Annotated in this window: 14 protein-coding genes; 13 read left to right on the top strand and 1 reads right to left on the bottom strand. The window is 61.6% G+C overall.

The features are described 5' to 3' along the window. The first annotated feature begins 67 nt into the window (after positions 1-67). From AC1XDK_RS07215 to AC1XDK_RS07205, 3 genes are all read left to right on the top strand, one after another. Positions 68-1,282 (top strand): MFS transporter, encoded by a 1,215-nt coding sequence (locus AC1XDK_RS07215; protein ID WP_483349147.1) that lies wholly within the window; start codon positions 68-70, stop codon positions 1,280-1,282. A gap of 155 nt (positions 1,283-1,437) precedes the next feature. After that, the gene (locus tag AC1XDK_RS07210) at positions 1,438-2,919 is read left to right on the top strand and encodes a DHH family phosphoesterase (RefSeq protein WP_483349146.1); all 1,482 of its coding nucleotides are present in this window, start codon (positions 1,438-1,440) and stop codon (positions 2,917-2,919) included. Between the two features lie 144 nt (positions 2,920-3,063). Then, positions 3,064-3,816, top strand: coding sequence for a CBS pair associated ParBc domain-containing protein (locus AC1XDK_RS07205; protein WP_483349847.1), 753 nt, complete (start codon positions 3,064-3,066; stop codon positions 3,814-3,816). Positions 3,817-3,835: 19 nt separating this feature from the next. On the opposite strand, the gene AC1XDK_RS07200 is transcribed toward AC1XDK_RS07205, so the two are convergent. Then, positions 3,836-4,693, bottom strand: coding sequence for a winged helix-turn-helix domain-containing protein (locus tag AC1XDK_RS07200; protein WP_483349145.1), 858 nt, complete (start codon positions 4,691-4,693; stop codon positions 3,836-3,838). Positions 4,694-4,795: 102 nt separating this feature from the next. Between AC1XDK_RS07200 and AC1XDK_RS07195 the strand changes: the two genes are divergently transcribed. From AC1XDK_RS07195 to AC1XDK_RS07150, 10 genes are all read left to right on the top strand, one after another. After that, entirely contained in the window at positions 4,796-5,860 is a 1,065-nt protein-coding gene (locus AC1XDK_RS07195) for an ABC transporter ATP-binding protein (protein WP_483349144.1), read from the top strand. Beyond that, positions 5,857-6,684: an ABC transporter permease gene (locus tag AC1XDK_RS07190; RefSeq protein WP_483349143.1), complete on the top strand. Its 828-nt coding sequence runs from the start codon at positions 5,857-5,859 to the stop codon at positions 6,682-6,684. Before AC1XDK_RS07195 ends, AC1XDK_RS07190 begins: the two co-directional genes overlap by 4 nt. A gap of 59 nt (positions 6,685-6,743) precedes the next feature. Continuing rightward, positions 6,744-7,184 carry a DUF8009 family protein gene (locus AC1XDK_RS07185; RefSeq protein WP_483349142.1) on the top strand — a complete coding sequence of 147 codons (441 nt, stop codon included), beginning with the start codon at positions 6,744-6,746 and terminating at the stop codon, positions 7,182-7,184. Positions 7,185-7,244: 60 nt separating this feature from the next. Beyond that, positions 7,245-8,945: an acyl-CoA mutase large subunit family protein gene (locus AC1XDK_RS07180; RefSeq protein ID WP_483349141.1), complete on the top strand. Its 1,701-nt coding sequence runs from the start codon at positions 7,245-7,247 to the stop codon at positions 8,943-8,945. A 61-nt stretch (positions 8,946-9,006) separates the two neighbouring features. Further along, the gene (locus tag AC1XDK_RS07175; protein WP_483349140.1) at positions 9,007-9,183 is read left to right on the top strand and encodes a hypothetical protein; all 177 of its coding nucleotides are present in this window, start codon (positions 9,007-9,009) and stop codon (positions 9,181-9,183) included. A 60-nt stretch (positions 9,184-9,243) separates the two neighbouring features. Next, complete coding sequence (locus tag AC1XDK_RS07170) at positions 9,244-10,071, top strand: competence/damage-inducible protein A (RefSeq protein ID WP_483349138.1); 828 nt, start codon at positions 9,244-9,246, stop codon at positions 10,069-10,071. A gap of 104 nt (positions 10,072-10,175) precedes the next feature. Further along, positions 10,176-12,146 carry an acetate--CoA ligase gene (gene acs, locus AC1XDK_RS07165; RefSeq protein ID WP_483349137.1) on the top strand — a complete coding sequence of 657 codons (1,971 nt, stop codon included), beginning with the start codon at positions 10,176-10,178 and terminating at the stop codon, positions 12,144-12,146. A gap of 198 nt (positions 12,147-12,344) precedes the next feature. After that, positions 12,345-12,962, top strand: coding sequence for an acetate uptake transporter (locus AC1XDK_RS07160; RefSeq protein WP_483349136.1), 618 nt, complete (start codon positions 12,345-12,347; stop codon positions 12,960-12,962). A gap of 144 nt (positions 12,963-13,106) precedes the next feature. Beyond that, on the top strand, positions 13,107-13,796 hold the full coding sequence (locus tag AC1XDK_RS07155; RefSeq protein WP_483349135.1) for an acetate uptake transporter: 690 nt from the start codon (positions 13,107-13,109) through the stop codon (positions 13,794-13,796). 216 nt (positions 13,797-14,012) lie between these two features. Continuing rightward, positions 14,013-15,404, top strand: coding sequence for a substrate-binding protein (locus tag AC1XDK_RS07150; RefSeq protein WP_483349134.1), 1,392 nt, complete (start codon positions 14,013-14,015; stop codon positions 15,402-15,404). The last annotated feature ends 59 nt before the right edge of the window (positions 15,405-15,463 follow it).

Below are 15,463 nucleotides of genomic sequence, written 5' to 3'. Positions count from 1 at the left end.
TCGAAATGCGGGCCATGAACCCCTCCTCGCCCCACGAATCGGCAACGACAGTGAGAGCGCGGGCGCTATGAACTGGCGGAACGGACTGCCACCGTGGTTCGTGTTCAAATATTATTTCTATCGTGCTACCGTCACGTTCGGGTTTATTTGGCCGATTCTCGTCCTGTTCCTTCGAGAGGGGGGACTCTCGTTCGCACGGATAGCACTCCTGAACACTGTCGCCATGGTCGTGACGCTCGTCGGCGAACTTCCGGCGGGATACGTCGGGGACCGAATCGGCCATCGAAACAGTCTGCTGACCAGTTCCCTCCTCCTGTGTGCCGCCTGCATCGGTTTCGTTATCGCGGACTCGTTCGCGGCGTTCGCCGTCGTCTGGACCCTCTGGTCGTTTTCGAACGTGTTCCAGTCGGGCAACGGGGACGCGTGGCTCTACGACATGCTCGACGCGCGCGGAGACGGAGACCTGTACACGCACGTCCACGGCAGGGGCGGTGCGGTCAATCTGTGGACGATGGCCGGAACGTCGCTCGCCGCGGGCGGACTGTACGCCATCGACACGAGCTATCCATTTCTCGCCAGTGCGATGCTCGTCGGATTCGGGGTTCCGGTCCTCCTTTCCTTTCCGGGCGGGGATTCCCGTCCTGCCGATGTCGAACCGTTCACCGTCGTCGACGCGTTGCCGGTCATCCGTGAGCAACTCCTCTCGCCGTCGCTCCGGTCGTTCGTCCTCTACATGGGCGTTTTCGTCGGTATCTCGATGACCGCCGAAAACTTCGTCCAGCCGATAGCGGTGACCCGGTTGTCGGTGTCCGCGTCGAGTCTCGGACCCCTGTATGCGGGGTTCGCGGTCGTCGGGGCGGTGGCCAGTTCGTACGCCGGTCGAATCGAGACGCGGTTGACGACACGGGTCGCCGTCATCGCGTTCCCGTTGGTGACGGCCGTGGCGTTCCTGCTTCCCCTCGCACTTCCGTTGTTAGCACTCCCCGTGTTCTTCCTCATGCGAGGGACTCGAACCCTCGTGAATCCGATCGCGAGCGGCTACATCAACCACCGTATCGAGTCGCGCGGCCGGGCGACGGTCCTGAGCGCCGTCGCGATGGTCTACGCGCTGGTTCGAATCCCAATCGAGTTGGCGACCGGTCGAATCGCGGATGGGACGAGTCCCGTACTCGCCCTCGCGGCGCTCGGCGTGATATTTCTCGGGGGTGCCGTCGGTATTCGATTGTGGTCCTCTCCGGTCGTCGCATCGAATGCGGACGATGGCAGTGCGGTGGACGGATAGTCCGGTCGTTCACCCACCGATTTAGCGTGTCGAACGCCCGTCACCACGCTGCGAAATCTCCACGGAGACCTGCTAGTGGAGCTGATTTTTACGTCCTCGCGTCGGAAACGGATTCCCAACAAGTTTTAGGTGTCCGACTATGAATCGGGGGTAAGATGGTTTCGCGGCTCATGCTCGGCTGTGGTTCCGTCGGGCATGCCATCGTTGAATCGGTGGCCGACTGGTCCGGGGGTCTCGTCGTCGTCGACGAGAGCGAAAATAGAGTCGAAACGCTCCGTACGGAGGGCGTCTCGGCGACGCAGGGCGACCCCACGGACCCGGACGTAGTCGCGCAACGACCCGAAGTCGATCTCGCCTTCGTTTGCGGGAACGACCCCGAGCGAAACTGGCACGCCGCACGTGCGGTACGGGAAGTCCACCCCGATGCGTATCTCCTCGTCTATACGGGCGAGGAACCGTCGAGGGAGAAACGTGAGAACCTCGCCGACATCGCGGACGAGTTGATCGACCCCGGTGCGGCGCTCGTCGACCACTTGCTACCGTTGACGGCCGGAGACACCGCATTTCGGACACACGAACTCCAACGAACCCTTCGCGACATCGACGGGAAACTCGGCATTTTCATGCACGACAACCCCGACCCGGACGCCATCGCCAGCGCGGTCGCGTTGGAGGGTATGGCGGAATCGGTCGGCACCGAGGCCGAGACCTGCTACTTCGGAGCGATTTCGCATCAGGAAAACCGCGCGTTCGTCAACCTCCTCGATTTGAACCTCCGAAACTTCGACGAGGGTGCCGACCTATCGGAGTTCGGCGGACTCGCGCTGGTGGACCACTCCTGTCCGGGCGTCAACGACCAACTTCCCGAGGAGATTCCGGTCGACGTCGTCATCGACCACCACCCGCCGAACCATCCGGTCGAAGCGCGGTTCGTCGACCTTCGAAGCGGTGTGGGGGCGACGAGCTCGTTGCTCGCGGGCCACTTGGAACGACTCGGTATCTGCCCCGACGAACGGGTTGCGACCGGGTTGCTGTACGGCATTCGCGTCGATACGAAGGATTTCACCCGCGAAGTCTCGGTCGCGGACTTCGAGGCGGCGTCGTTCCTGCTTCCCCACGCCGATACGAGCACCTTGGAACGCGTGGAGACGCCCTCCATCAGCGCCGACACGTTCGAGACGATTTCCCGGGCGATTCGAAACCGGGAACTCGACGGGACGGTACTCGCGAGCTGTGTCGGGGCACTCACTGACCGCGATGCGCTCGCACAGGCCGCAGACCGGTTGCTCAATATAGACGGCGTGACCGTCACGCTCGTGTTCGGATTCATGGACGGAACGGTGTACGTTTCCGCGCGCGCACGCGGCACCGACGTGGACCTCGGGGAGACGATGCGCGCCGCGTTCGGACAGATCGGGAGCGCGGGGGGACACGCCGACATGGCGGGGGCGCAGATTCCGTTAGGTCTCCTCGGCGAAGTCGAGGACGACGAGGAAGAATCGCTTTCGACCATCGTGGGGGAGATCATCACCGACCGGTTCTTCGAGACGGTTCGGTCGCGTCCGGGCCCCAACGATTTCGACGCGGAGCGTGAGCGGGTCGCGGCGTTCGACATCCAATTAGCGGACGACGAGTGACAGGCGGGAACTTTTTCTCCTACGGGGGCATCGGTACTTTGCATGGACGAGGGCGAGGAGGAAGCGGACCGAAGTGCGGCGTCGCGCGTTCGCATCGCTTCCGACGGCGGAACCGAGGGTATCAAAGCGAAGGTCAAGGAGTACATGACTCGCGACGTGGCGACGGTTTCCCCCGATGCAACTGTCGAAGAGGTCGCCCGACGAATCGCCGAAAGCGACGGACACAACGGATTTCCGGTGTGTGACGGCCGACGGGTCGAGGGCTTCGTCAGCGCGCGCGACCTTCTGCTCGCGGACGACCACGAACCGATTTTCAAGGTGATGACGCAGGAACTCATCGTCGCCCACCCGGACATGGTGGTCAACGACGCCGCGCGCGTCATCCTCCGGTCCGGCATCCAGAAACTGCCGGTCGTGGACGATGCGGGTAACCTCGTCGGCATCATCACCAACACGGACTTCATCCGGAGCCAAATCGAGCGAGTGACGCCGGAGAAGGTGGGCAAACTCATGCGGACCCTCGAATCCATCCACGACACGGAGGTCACACAGAGCCGCCGAAAGGTTCGGCTCGCCGACCTCGTGCCGACACAGGGCAAAGTCTACGCCGACGAACTGGAGGGTCGGGTGTACGAGATGGAGCGCGGACTGGCCGAACCGTTGGTCGTCATCGAGAACGGTAACACCCTCCTGTTGGCTGACGGCCACCACCGCGCGAAAGCGGCCGACAGGCTCGACATCGAGGAGATGGACGCGTACATCATCATCACCGACCACCGGGTCGAACTGGGGATGGCCGAGACGGCGCGCAAGGAGGGCCTCGAAACCATCGACGACATTCAAGTCGTGGATTACGCTCGCCATCCGCTGATGGAGACGACGAAGCGGTTGCAGTAGTCTATCCTCATTCTCACGGTTACTCCACGTTCACGACGTTCAGTTCCGTATCGAGCGTCAGCGTCGGCGCGTCTTCGTCGGAACCGAGAGAAACTTGAACCCTGTAGGGGTCCTCGGAAATCACCGAAGTCAGGGAGTCATCCCGGACGAACTCGAACGAAGTGAACGGTTTCTCCCGAACGTCGGTTCCGAGTTCGTGGAAGTGCGTGACGACAACGGGGTGGCGGACGACAGTAAGCGCGACGGGGAGTTCTATCCGCATCCAACAGGACTCACACTCGAACTCGACGATTAGCGTGCCGTGGTCCGGCCGATGCGGTTTGCTCACCTGCATCGGCCCGCTACACATCGAACAGGTCCCGGAAACAGCCCGTTCGATGTCGTGTTGCGTCTCCGCGTTGGCGAACGCGACGAGTTCCGGAATCGACCGATTCGCGGCGGCTTGCGGTGCGACGCTCGTTTGAAACAGTTTGCCGTGCTCGTCGCACTCCATCCACACCAGACCGTGGTCGAAGGCACCGGTCAGGCTCCGTTCGCACGAGGGGCAGTCGTGTTCGAGTGCGGCGGTTCGCGACCCCGGCGATTCCGTGAACGTTCCCGCACGAATCGCACCGACGAGTTTGAGCGCGGACCATCGCGCGTGGTATTTCCCGTCGCGTTTCACGACGAATCGGTCGCATAGTTTCGAGAGGTGGTAGTTGAACTGTCCCGCGTCGCGGACGCCGACTGCCCGCCTGAGGTCGGCGAACGAGAGTCCATCGGTCCCCTCGGCGGTCGTCCGTTCGGCGAGCGCCTCGACGATTGCGACGCGCGTCTCGTCGGCGAACAGCGCGAACGCCTCGGATGGAGGGAGTGAAGTCGAATCGTCGTCGGTCACGCTTGTCGATTTCCGGTATCGTCGCATAACGCTTTCGTGTCAATAACGAAACTGAACGGTCGTTCTGGAAACCGTTATGGCTTCTATCGAACAGATAGGAGTATGAGCGTCGAACCTCCCCGTCCCGAGTCGAGAACCGACGAGGGGACGGAAGCGGAGACGAAAGGACGGACAGGAACGAAGGGGAACGCGGACACCATCCTCCGCGTTCAAAACCTCCGGAAGCGATACGGAGGCGAGTCGGATGGAGTGACCGCCGTCGACGGCGTGTCGTTTGACGTGGACCGCGGGTCGGTCGTCGGACTGCTCGGCCCGAACGGGGCGGGAAAGACGACGACCATCAAGTCGATTCTCGGTCTGATACTGCCCACGGATGGGCAAGTGATAATCGACGGCATCGACGTTCACACCGACACGAAGCGCGCCTACCGGCACGTCGGCGCGATGTTGGAGGGCGCGCGGAACGTCTACTGGCGGTTGACCGTCCGTGAGAATCTCGAATTTTTTGCGGCACTGGCCGGGCAGCGTCCCGCTGCGACCCGCGGACGTCACGACGAACTCCTCGAACAGTTCGGCCTCGCGGACAAGGCCGACACGCCGGTTCGGGAACTGTCCCGCGGAATGAAAGGGAAGGTGTCGCTGGCCTGCACGCTGGCGCGTGACGTGGACGTCGTCTTCCTCGACGAACCGACCCTCGGGTTGGACGTGGAGAGTTCGCTGGAGTTGCGGGCAGAACTCCGAACGTTGGCGGACGAGACGGGAACGACGGTCCTCCTGTCGAGCCACGACATGGACGTCATCGAGGACATCTGCGACCGCGTCATCATCATGAGCGACGGCCATATCGTCGCCGACGACAGTCTGGACAACCTCCTCGACCTGTTTCGAACGCAAGCCTACAGCGTGCAGGTCGCGGGCGATATACTGCCCGAATCGCGGCAGGACCTCGAACGGCGGTTCGACGCCACGGACTTCGAGCAGCGTGCCGACCGGGAACAGTTCATCGTCTCCGTGACCGGCGACGAATTCTACGAGTTGACCGACTTCCTCCGTACAAACGACCTCTCCCTCGCGTCGATAACCTCCGTCGAACCGGATTTGGAGGAGGTGTTCCTCGACATTACGGACGATACCACTGAGGGCGTGGAGGACGGTGACGGCCGATGAGCTATCGGTCCGAGGATTCGACCGCACGGTCGGAGATGGCCGGAGCGACGACGCTCTTTGCGGCCGTTCTCCGCAAGCGGGTGTATCTGCTGGCTCGCTACCCCATGAACACGCTCGCGCAAATAGTGACGGTCTACCTCTTTTTCGCCGTCATCTTCTTCGGCGGGAAGGCGGCCGCCGGGAGCGTCGGCGGCGCTGCGGCGCTTTCGGACACGTTCGGCGGCCTCATCGTCGGATGGTTCCTCTGGACGATGGCGCTCGCGGCGTACTTCAGCCTCGCATCGAGCGTCACGCGAGAGGCGCAGTGGGGGACGTTGGAGCAGTTGTACATGTCTCCCTACGGGTTCGGGTCGGTCATGGCCGCGAGCGTCGTCGCGTATCTGCTGGAGAGCATGCTGTGGGGGGCAATCATTCTCCCACTGATGCTCGTGACGACCGGCCAGTCCCTCGCCGTGGACCTGCTGACGGTCGGCCTGATAGTCGTGCTGACGCTCCTTCCCGTCGTCGGCATCGGGTTCGTTTTCGCCGGTCTCGCGCTGTTGTACAAGCGCATCGAGAACCTCTCGCAGTTGATGCAGTTCGTCCTCATCGGCCTCATCGCGGCCCCCATCGCCGACTCCGAACCGCTCCGCTATCTCCCGTTGGTGCAGGGAAGTTCGATGCTCCAGCGGGCGATGCAGGGCGGCGTTCGCCTGTGGCAGTTCCCAGCGAGCGACCTCGCCGTACTCGTCGTGACCGCCGTCGGCTACTGCCTGCTCGGGTTTTACGTGTTCCAGCGTGCCGCCCGGCGTGCCCGACGGATGGGCGTGTTAGGCCACTACTGACCGTCAGCTTCTCTCTCACCGCCGATATCTACAACTCGCTCCGCCACCCACCGGAATCCATGCCGGGCGAGAGCAGCGACCCGACGGTCATCCGCGTCGTCGTGGTCCACACGAACGAAGTGGTGACCGCGCTCGAAGCCAGCGAACGAGGTGGGAACGTCGTGCTTCGAATCACGGCCCCGTTCGCCGGGCGAGTACGCGCGCGCCTCCACGCGGTGCAGACGACCGAGCCGGCCGACGACGGACGCGGCGGTCCCGCTCCGATTCGGATTCCGCCGCGGGACCTCGTCGCCGAGGGGGTTCCTGCCTATCCACGGGTCGACGAGACCGACCCGAGCGCGACCGATTCGACGGGGACCTACGACGTGGAGGCCCATCACGAGCGTCACACGGCGACGGTGACGGCGTGGCGCGACGGGGTTCGCGACAGCGTCGTCGATTCGGTCGAACTCGATACGACGGCGGGGCCGCACCGGGTTGCCGTCTCCGTTCTCGGTTGAGGGACGCGGCAAAAATCGCTCATCGAATCCTTAATGGATTGTCCGGCAGAAACTACTGTCATGTACGACGAGGACGACCTGCAGGAGATTCGGCAGGCCAGAGAGGAGTGGGAGGCGGAAACCCACTCGCCCGTTTTGGAGCGATTCGGGGAGCGGAAGGACCGCTTTGCGACCGTTTCCAACCTGGAAGTCGAGGACCTGTACGACCCGACGGACGTGGCCGACGTGGACTACGAGGAGGACCTCGGTTATCCGGGCGAGGACCCCTACACCCGCGGCGTCTACCCGACGATGTACCGCGGTCGAACGTGGACGATGCGGCAGTTCGCCGGGTTCGGGACGGCCGAGGAGACCAACGAGCGGTTCCACTACCTCATCGACAACGGGCAGACGGGCCTCTCGACGGCGTTCGACATGCCGAGCCTGATGGGCAAGGACTCCGACGACCCGCTGTCGGACGGTGAAGTCGGCAAGGAGGGCGTGGCGGTGGACACCCTCCGCGACATGGAAATCCTCTTCGACGGCATCGATTTGGACGAGGTTTCGACCAGTTTCACCATCAACCCGAGCGCGCCCGTCATCTTCGCGATGTACGTCGCGTTAGCGGACCAGCAGGGCGTCCCCCGCGACGAAATCCGCGGCACCTTCCAGAACGACATGCTGAAGGAGTTCATCGCACAGAAGGAGTGGGTCATCCCACCCGAACCGTCGCTTCACACCGTCACCGACACCGTGGAGTTCGCGGTGGAGGAGACGCCGAACATCAAGCCCATCTCGATTTCGGGCTACCACATCCGCGAAGCGGGTTCGACGGCGGTACAGGAACTCGCGTTCACCCTCGCCGACGGCTTCGCCTACGTCGAGGACGCCATGGAGCGGGGACTGGATGTGGACGACTTCGCACCCCAACTCTCCTTTTTCTTCAACTCGCACAACTCCCTCTTCGAGGAGGTGGCGAAGTTCCGGGCCGCCCGCCGCATCTACGCCACCGTAATGGACGAGTGGTACGACGCGGAGTCCGAGAAGTCAAAACAGCTCAAGTTCCACACCCAGACGGCCGGGCAGTCGCTCACCGCACAACAGCCGCTCAACAACATCGTCCGCGTGACGATTCAAGCGTTGGCGGGCGTCCTCGGCGGCACCCAGAGCCTCCACACTAACAGCTTCGACGAGGCGCTTGCCCTTCCGAGCGAGCAGTCCGTTCGCGTCGCCCTGCGAACCCAACAGATAATCGCCGAGGAGAGCGGCGCGGCGGACATCATCGACCCGCTCGGCGGTAGTTTCGCCGTCGAGTCGCTGACGGAGGAAGTCGAGGAAAAGACGATGGCGTACATCGAGGAGATAAAGGAGATGGGCGACGGTTCGGTGCGCGACGGCGTCCTCGAAGGTATCGACCGCGGCTACTTCCACCGAGAGATTCAGGAGGCCTCCTACGAGTACCAAGAGCGCGTCGAGGATGGCGAGGAAATCGTCGTCGGCGTCAACAAGTACGACATCGAGGAGGACACGAAGCCGGAAATCCTGAAGGTGGACGAGGAGACGCAGAACCGCCAGCTCGCCCGATTGGAAGAGGTCAAGGAGGAACGCGACGACGAGGCGGTCGAAGCGGCACTCTCCGACCTGCAAACCGCAATCGACGACGACGAGAACGTCATGCCAGCCATCGTGGACGCGGTGAAAGCCTACACGACGATGGGCGAAATCATGGACGTGTTCGAGGCCGAACACGGCGCGTATCAGGAGAAGGTCGGACTGGCCTGACGAGTGGAGTCGCTGGAGCCGAATTCACGGTCTTTATTTTGCCAACCGCCGCGTGTGAAGTATGAGCGCAGATGAGCTTCGAGCGCCGATTATCGGACTGCAGTGTACGCTGCTCGCCGTCTTTCTCGTGATAGCCTTTCCACACACGTCGTGGGTACTTCTCTTCTTTCCCCTCGTTGCCGTCGGAACGCTGTTTACCGTCGGGTGGGCCGTCGCTCCGAAGGAGACGGACACGTAGTAGCCTCCGAAGGCAATCCGTCGGAGCGCCTTTATTCGTCCGGCGCGATTGCTCGAATCCATGGAAGTGGCTATCCTCACCGTCGGTGACGAAATCCTCGCGGGCGACACAGTGAACACGAACGCGACGTGGTTGGCGACGGAAATCCACGACCGAGGCGGGTCGGTTCGGCGAATCATGACCGTTCCCGACGTAGAGGACGTCATTGCACGTCGGGTTCGGGAGTGGAACGACTCGTTCGACGCCGTCATCGTGACAGGCGGGCTCGGTGGAACGCCGGACGACGTGACGATGGACGCGGTAGCGACGGCGCTTGACGTACCACAGGCTGTCGATACCGAGGTTCGGGAGCGTCTGGAAGCGAAGGCGCGCCAGTTCGCGGAGGAGAACCCCGAATTGACCGACGAGTACGACCTCGATTTGGATCTCGACGAGGCGGCAACGCTGCCCGTTAGAGGGAGACCCCTCCTCACGGACGCGGGATGGGCACCGGGCTGTGCGGTCGAAAACGTCTACGTCCTCCCCGGAATCCCGCGGGAGATGAAGGCCATGTTCGGGCTCGTCGCCGACGAGTTCGGCGGCGAAGTCGTCTCCGAGACGATATACACGCCGGCGCCGGAAGGGGCACTCGGCAGCGTTCTCCGGGAGCTCAGGGAGCGGTTCGACGTCGCCGTCGGAAGCTACCCGGGTCGAGGGGACGACCCCGGTCGATTGAAGGTCACGTCCACTGACGCAAACGAGGTCGCTGCCGCGACGGCGTGGCTGCGCGAGAATGTCGAAGAAGAGACATCGGTCGTGAAGCGGGATGACATTCCGAATGAGCGTCCTGAAGCGAGTGCGGAAAGCGAAGAAGAATCGAGGGAGACGACCGAGTCAAAGGATGCCTAATTTTGACCCCGACCATCGAAGCAGAACAGAACTTCGATTCCCGAAATGGTCGGCGGACATAGCATATCTTTATGCACCTCGTTAAAGCATGCTAGCATGGATATATGACAGACGATACCGTGGAACTCGAAGCTCGGCTCGAAGAGGCAGAATCGTTTGAGCCACCGGAATCGTTCGTCGAGCAGGCGAACGTCTCGGACCCGGAGATTTACGACGAGTTCGAGGAGAACTGGCCGGAGTGCTGGGAGCGCGCGGCCGACCTGCTCGATTGGTACGACGACTACGACACGATATTGGAGGACGACGACGCGCCGTTTTATAAATGGTTCACGGGTGGGTCGCTGAACGCCTCGTATAACTGTCTGGACCGACACCTCGACGACAGAGGGGACGAAGTCGCTATCGAATGGATCGGTGAACTCGGCGAGACGCGAACGTTCACGTACGAAGAACTCCACCGCAAGGTGAACGAGTTCGCGGCGGGACTCAGGGAGATGGGCGTCGGCGAGGACGACGTGGTGACGATGTACATGCCGATGATTCCGGAACTCCCCATCGCCATGTTGGCCTGCGCGCGAATCGGCGCACCCCACAGCGTCGTATTCGCCGGCTTCTCCGCCGACGCGCTCGCGACCCGAATGGAGAGTGCGGCGTCCGAGTACCTCATCACCTGTGACGGCTACTACCGGCGCGGCGACCCGCTTCACCACAAGGAGAAGGCGGACAAGGGTCTCTCGCAGGTGGACCACGACGTGGAAACGGTCGTCGTGGATCGACTCGGCGACGAGTACGACCACCCGACGGGCGACGACGAGTACGATTACGCTGACATCGTGGCCGAACAGGAAGGTGCCGAGGTCGAACCCGTCGAGCGCGACGCGGAGGACATGCTGTTCCTGATGTACACCTCCGGGACGACGGGCGAACCGAAGGGTGTCAAACACACGACGGCGGGCTATCTGTCCTACGTATCGTGGACGTCACACGCCGTCCTCGACATCAAACCCGAAGACACCTACTGGTGTGCGGCCGACATCGGATGGATCACCGGCCACTCGTACATCGTCTACGGGCCGCTCTCGCTCGGCACGACCAGCGTGATGTACGAAGGAACGCCCGACTACCCCGGGAAGGACCGCCTCTGGGAGATCGTCGAGGACTACGGGGTGGACGTCTACTACACCGCGCCGACGGCGATTCGGGCGTACATGAAGTGGGGGAGCGAACACCCCGAGGCACACGACCTTTCCAGCCTTCGACTGCTCGGAACGGTGGGCGAACCCATCAACCCGCGTGCGTGGAAGTGGTACTACAAGCATATCGGCCACGAGGACTGCCCCATCGTGGACACGTGGTGGCAGACCGAGACGGGTGGTATGATGGTCACGACGCTTCCGGCCATCGGCACGATGAAACCCGGCAGCGCCGGGCCGCCGCTTCCGGGCATCGACGCTCAAATCGTGGACACGAAGGGCGAACCGGTAGGTGCAGGTCGCGCGGGCTATCTCACGGTACAGAAACCGTGGCCGGGGATGCTCCGCACCGTCTACAAGAACGACGACCGCTACATCAGCGAGTACTGGCAGGAGTACTCCGACCCCGACGCGGACGAGTGGGTGTACTTCCCTGAGGACGGCGCGAAACTGGACGAGGACGGCTACATCACCGTTCTCGGCCGCGTGGACGACGTTCTCAACGTCTCCGGGCACCGCCTCGGAACGATGGAAATCGAAAGCGCCATCGTCGGCGTGAAGGGTGTCGCGGAGGCGGCCGTCGTCGGCGGACACCACGACGTGAAAGGCGAAGCGGTTTACGCCTACGTCATCACCGAGGAAGGCTACGACGGCGACGAAGACCTCCACGACCGCATCGTGGAAGGCGTCGAGGACGGTATCGGACCCATCGCTCGTCCCGAGGAAATCGTCTTCACGCCGGAACTGCCGAAGACGCGGTCCGGAAAGATCATGCGGCGTCTGTTGGAGGATATCGCTAACGAAGAGGAACTGGGCGACACCTCCACGCTCCGTAATCCGGACGTCGTCGAGGACATTCAGGGGAAGGTCAAGAAGGAGTAAAAACAGATATATTTTCAGAATTTTTCCTATCTCTTGTGGTAATATTTTGTCGCATGAATAAATACTATATGTGGAAAGACGGTAACAACCACGAGGAGAGTATAACGGATGTCAATTGAAAATCGGACACAGGCAACGGTCAATGGGGAAGTCGATGGGCGATTACGTGGAGTAGGCGCGCTGCGGGGGGTAAAATAGATGCCCGCGAATACGAAAACCGGCAATCCGGCGCCGCTCGGACTCGTCGGCTTCGGCCTGACGACCGTGCTGTTGAGCATGATAAACGCGGAACTGCTTCCAGCGGCGGGGGAAGTCGTCGTCATTCCGCTCGCGCTGGCGTTCGGCGGAACGATTCAATTGCTGGCGGGAATGCTCGAATACCGCGAAGGTAACACCTTCGGTACCGTCGCGTTCACCAGTTACGGCGCGTTCTGGTGGTGGTTCGGCCTGCTCCTCATTTTCAGCGGCAACGGCTGGATAAGCTTGGAAGGCGCGACGACGACCCTCGGAGTGGCACTCATACTCTGGGGCGTCTTCACTACGTACATGTGGGTCGCCACGTTCAAACTCAACTGGGCGCTCTGGAGCGTCTTCCTCCTGCTTTCGGTGACGTTCTATCTGCTCGGCCTCGGGGACTTCCTCGGTATCGGCTGGCTGGGCGTCGCCGGCGGTTGGGTCGGCATCCTCACCGGACTGGACGCGATGTTCGTCAGCTTCGCCGAGGTAGCAAATTGGGCGTACGACAGGGAAGTCATCCCGCTCGGAAGCTCGCCGCTCAAGTCGAAATCGGGTCCAAAGACGCAACCGGCGGACTGACTACCACACCTCGAAATCGAAACGGTCGCCATTTTTGTTGTACTTACTTGCCAAACTTCCTGCGTCATCCGACCGACTCGATTCAACAATCGGGCAACAGTTATGCAGAGTCGAATGGTGTGCTTTTACGCACCATGGCACAGAATGGCATCGACGCGGAAGTGGGGGCACATCGTCGCGGGAACGGTTCCCGAAACCGAAACACGGGGGGAGAACCCGATGCCTGCTGAAACGAAAACCGGCAATCCGGCGCCGCTCGGACTCGTCGGCTTCGGCCTGACGACGGTTCTCTTGAGCCTCGTCAACGCCAGTATCTTCGGTTCCAGTCTGGAGATGGCAGTGATTCCGATGGCAATCGCGTACGGCGGAACGATACAGCTGTTCGCCGGACTGTTGGAGTATCGTGAAGGAAACACCTTCGGAACCGTCGCGTTCACCAGTTACGGCGCGTTCTGGTGGTGGTTCGCGCTCCTCGTCCTCTTCGAGTCGAACGGCCTCATCGACCCGGTGAGTTCGAGCGCACTCGGAATTGCGCTCATCATGTGGGGCGTCTTCACCGCCTACATGTGGGTCGGAACGTTCAAACTCAACTGGGCGCTCTGGAGCGTCTTCCTCCTGTTGGCGGTCACGTTCTTCCTCCTCGGCCTCGGGGATTTCTTCGGCATCGGTTGGCTCACCGTCGCCGGTGGTTGGGTCGGCATCCTCACTGGACTGGACGCGATGTACGTCAGTTTCGCCGAGGTGACCAACTGGTGTTTCGACAGGGAAGTCGTTCCGCTAGGGAGTGCACCCATCGAATCGAGTTCGAGTCAACAGACACACCCCGCGGACTGAGGGTCCCGAAACCGTTTTTGACGCCCGGAAGACGCCGAAGAGCGATATCCGAAGTATCGAGTTTCGAACGGTGTCTCGGTACCGACAATCACCGGTTGCAAGTCCTCTTGAAATGACGGAGATATGTACTCTTCTCGTTGTGGCATTTATTATACCATTCATGGAACCTGAAATAATACGTTAACTATTATTACGGACTGATTGGTGGGTGTTAGTATGGCACACGTCAAAGACAGGCTAACTCGTCGAGATGTCGTAAAGGCCGCGGGAGCGGCCGGCACAACTGGTATCGTGGGATTGACCGGCTGTTTGAGCGACGACGGAGGTAGCGGTGGCGGTGACGGCGGTGGCGGCGGTGACGGCGGTGACGGTGGTGGTAACGAGGATTACCCGTCGCTCGGCAACTATCCCGTCGAGGGTGACAAAGTAACGCTCGGGTTCAACGTTCCACAGTCCGGTCCGTACGCGTCGGAAGGAAAGGACGAACTGCGGGCGTACAAGTTGGCGGTAAAGCACTTGAACAACGGCGGCGGTTGGGTCGATAGCTGGGACGACTTGTCTGGTGACGGCGTTCTCGGCAAGCAAGTCGATCACGTGACCGGCGACACCGGAACCGACGCCGACCAAGCCCGCAAGCAAGCATCGCGAATGATAAGCCGTGACGACGTCATGATGATCTCCGGTGGCTCGTCGAGTGCGGTGGCTATCGCCGTCCAAGGCCTCTGCCAGAAGGAGAAGGTGATGTTCATGGCCTGCCTCACCCACTCCAACGATACGACCGGAAAGGATTGTGCGCGATACGGTTTCCGTGAAATGTTCAACGCGTACATGACGGGACAGGCACTCGCACCCGTGGTGACGGAGGAGTACGGGAAAGACCTCAAGTTCTACCAGCTGTACGCCGACTACAGTTGGGGGAAGACCCAACAGGCCTCGATGAAGAAGTTCTTCGAGGAGGCGGGATGGTCACAGGTCAAGAGCGTAGCCACGCCGCTGGGAACCAAGGACTTCTCCTCGTACCTCTCCGAAGCGGCCAACTCCGGAGCCGACGCCTTGTTCTTGAATCACTACGGGCTGGACGGTGCGAACTCCCTGAAGGGGGCTATCGAAGCAGGAATGGATCAGGACATGGAAATCGTGATGCCTCTCTACAACCGCCCGATGGCGCAAGCCGCGGGCGGTGCAATCGACGGCATCTACGGTACCGTCGCGTGGGACTCACAAATCGACAACGAACCCTCGAACTCGTTCACGAAGTTCTTCGGGGAGGAGTACAACGGACGGGTTCCGTCGGGACCGGCACAGCTCGCCTATTCCCAAACGCTCCAGTACGCGGCGGCGGCCGAGCGAGCCGAGACGTTCTATCCCCCAGAGGTCATCAAACAACTCGAAGGATACGAGTACAGCAACCTCGGGATGGACCAAGAGACGATGCGCAAGTGTGACCACCAAGCTCAGCGCGCAGTACCGGTCGTGAAGGGACTGCCGAAGTCGGAGCAGAAGTCCGGGAAGTTCTTCGAAATCGTCCAAGTCACCTCCCGCGACAAACTCGGTTACGAGTGCGGACAGGGTCCGGCCTCGAAGTGTGACCTCGGTTCCTACAAATAATCGACTCGGTCACGATGCACACCGACGCTTATATTTGGTAACGCGTGACTAATTTGGTA

It is taken from the genome of Haladaptatus sp. HS23 (assembly GCF_056892285.1).
This window is presented reverse-complemented; position numbering and strand designations above follow the sequence as displayed.

Coding starts and splice junctions, on each gene's coding strand:
- AC1XDK_RS07195 (WP_483349144.1), top strand. CDS start 4,796: ATGAGCGTCGAACCTCCCCGTCCCGAGTCGAGAACCGACGAGGGGACG.
- acs (WP_483349137.1), top strand. CDS start 10,176: ATGACAGACGATACCGTGGAACTCGAAGCTCGGCTCGAAGAGGCAGAA.
- AC1XDK_RS07215 (WP_483349147.1), top strand. CDS start 68: ATGAACTGGCGGAACGGACTGCCACCGTGGTTCGTGTTCAAATATTAT.
- AC1XDK_RS07180 (WP_483349141.1), top strand. CDS start 7,245: ATGTACGACGAGGACGACCTGCAGGAGATTCGGCAGGCCAGAGAGGAG.
- AC1XDK_RS07155 (WP_483349135.1), top strand. CDS start 13,107: ATGGCATCGACGCGGAAGTGGGGGCACATCGTCGCGGGAACGGTTCCC.
- AC1XDK_RS07190 (WP_483349143.1), top strand. CDS start 5,857: ATGAGCTATCGGTCCGAGGATTCGACCGCACGGTCGGAGATGGCCGGA.
- AC1XDK_RS07175 (WP_483349140.1), top strand. CDS start 9,007: ATGAGCGCAGATGAGCTTCGAGCGCCGATTATCGGACTGCAGTGTACG.
- AC1XDK_RS07170 (WP_483349138.1), top strand. CDS start 9,244: ATGGAAGTGGCTATCCTCACCGTCGGTGACGAAATCCTCGCGGGCGAC.
- AC1XDK_RS07210 (WP_483349146.1), top strand. CDS start 1,438: ATGGTTTCGCGGCTCATGCTCGGCTGTGGTTCCGTCGGGCATGCCATC.
- AC1XDK_RS07185 (WP_483349142.1), top strand. CDS start 6,744: ATGCCGGGCGAGAGCAGCGACCCGACGGTCATCCGCGTCGTCGTGGTC.
- AC1XDK_RS07160 (WP_483349136.1), top strand. CDS start 12,345: ATGCCCGCGAATACGAAAACCGGCAATCCGGCGCCGCTCGGACTCGTC.
- AC1XDK_RS07150 (WP_483349134.1), top strand. CDS start 14,013: ATGGCACACGTCAAAGACAGGCTAACTCGTCGAGATGTCGTAAAGGCC.
- AC1XDK_RS07205 (WP_483349847.1), top strand. CDS start 3,064: ATGACTCGCGACGTGGCGACGGTTTCCCCCGATGCAACTGTCGAAGAG.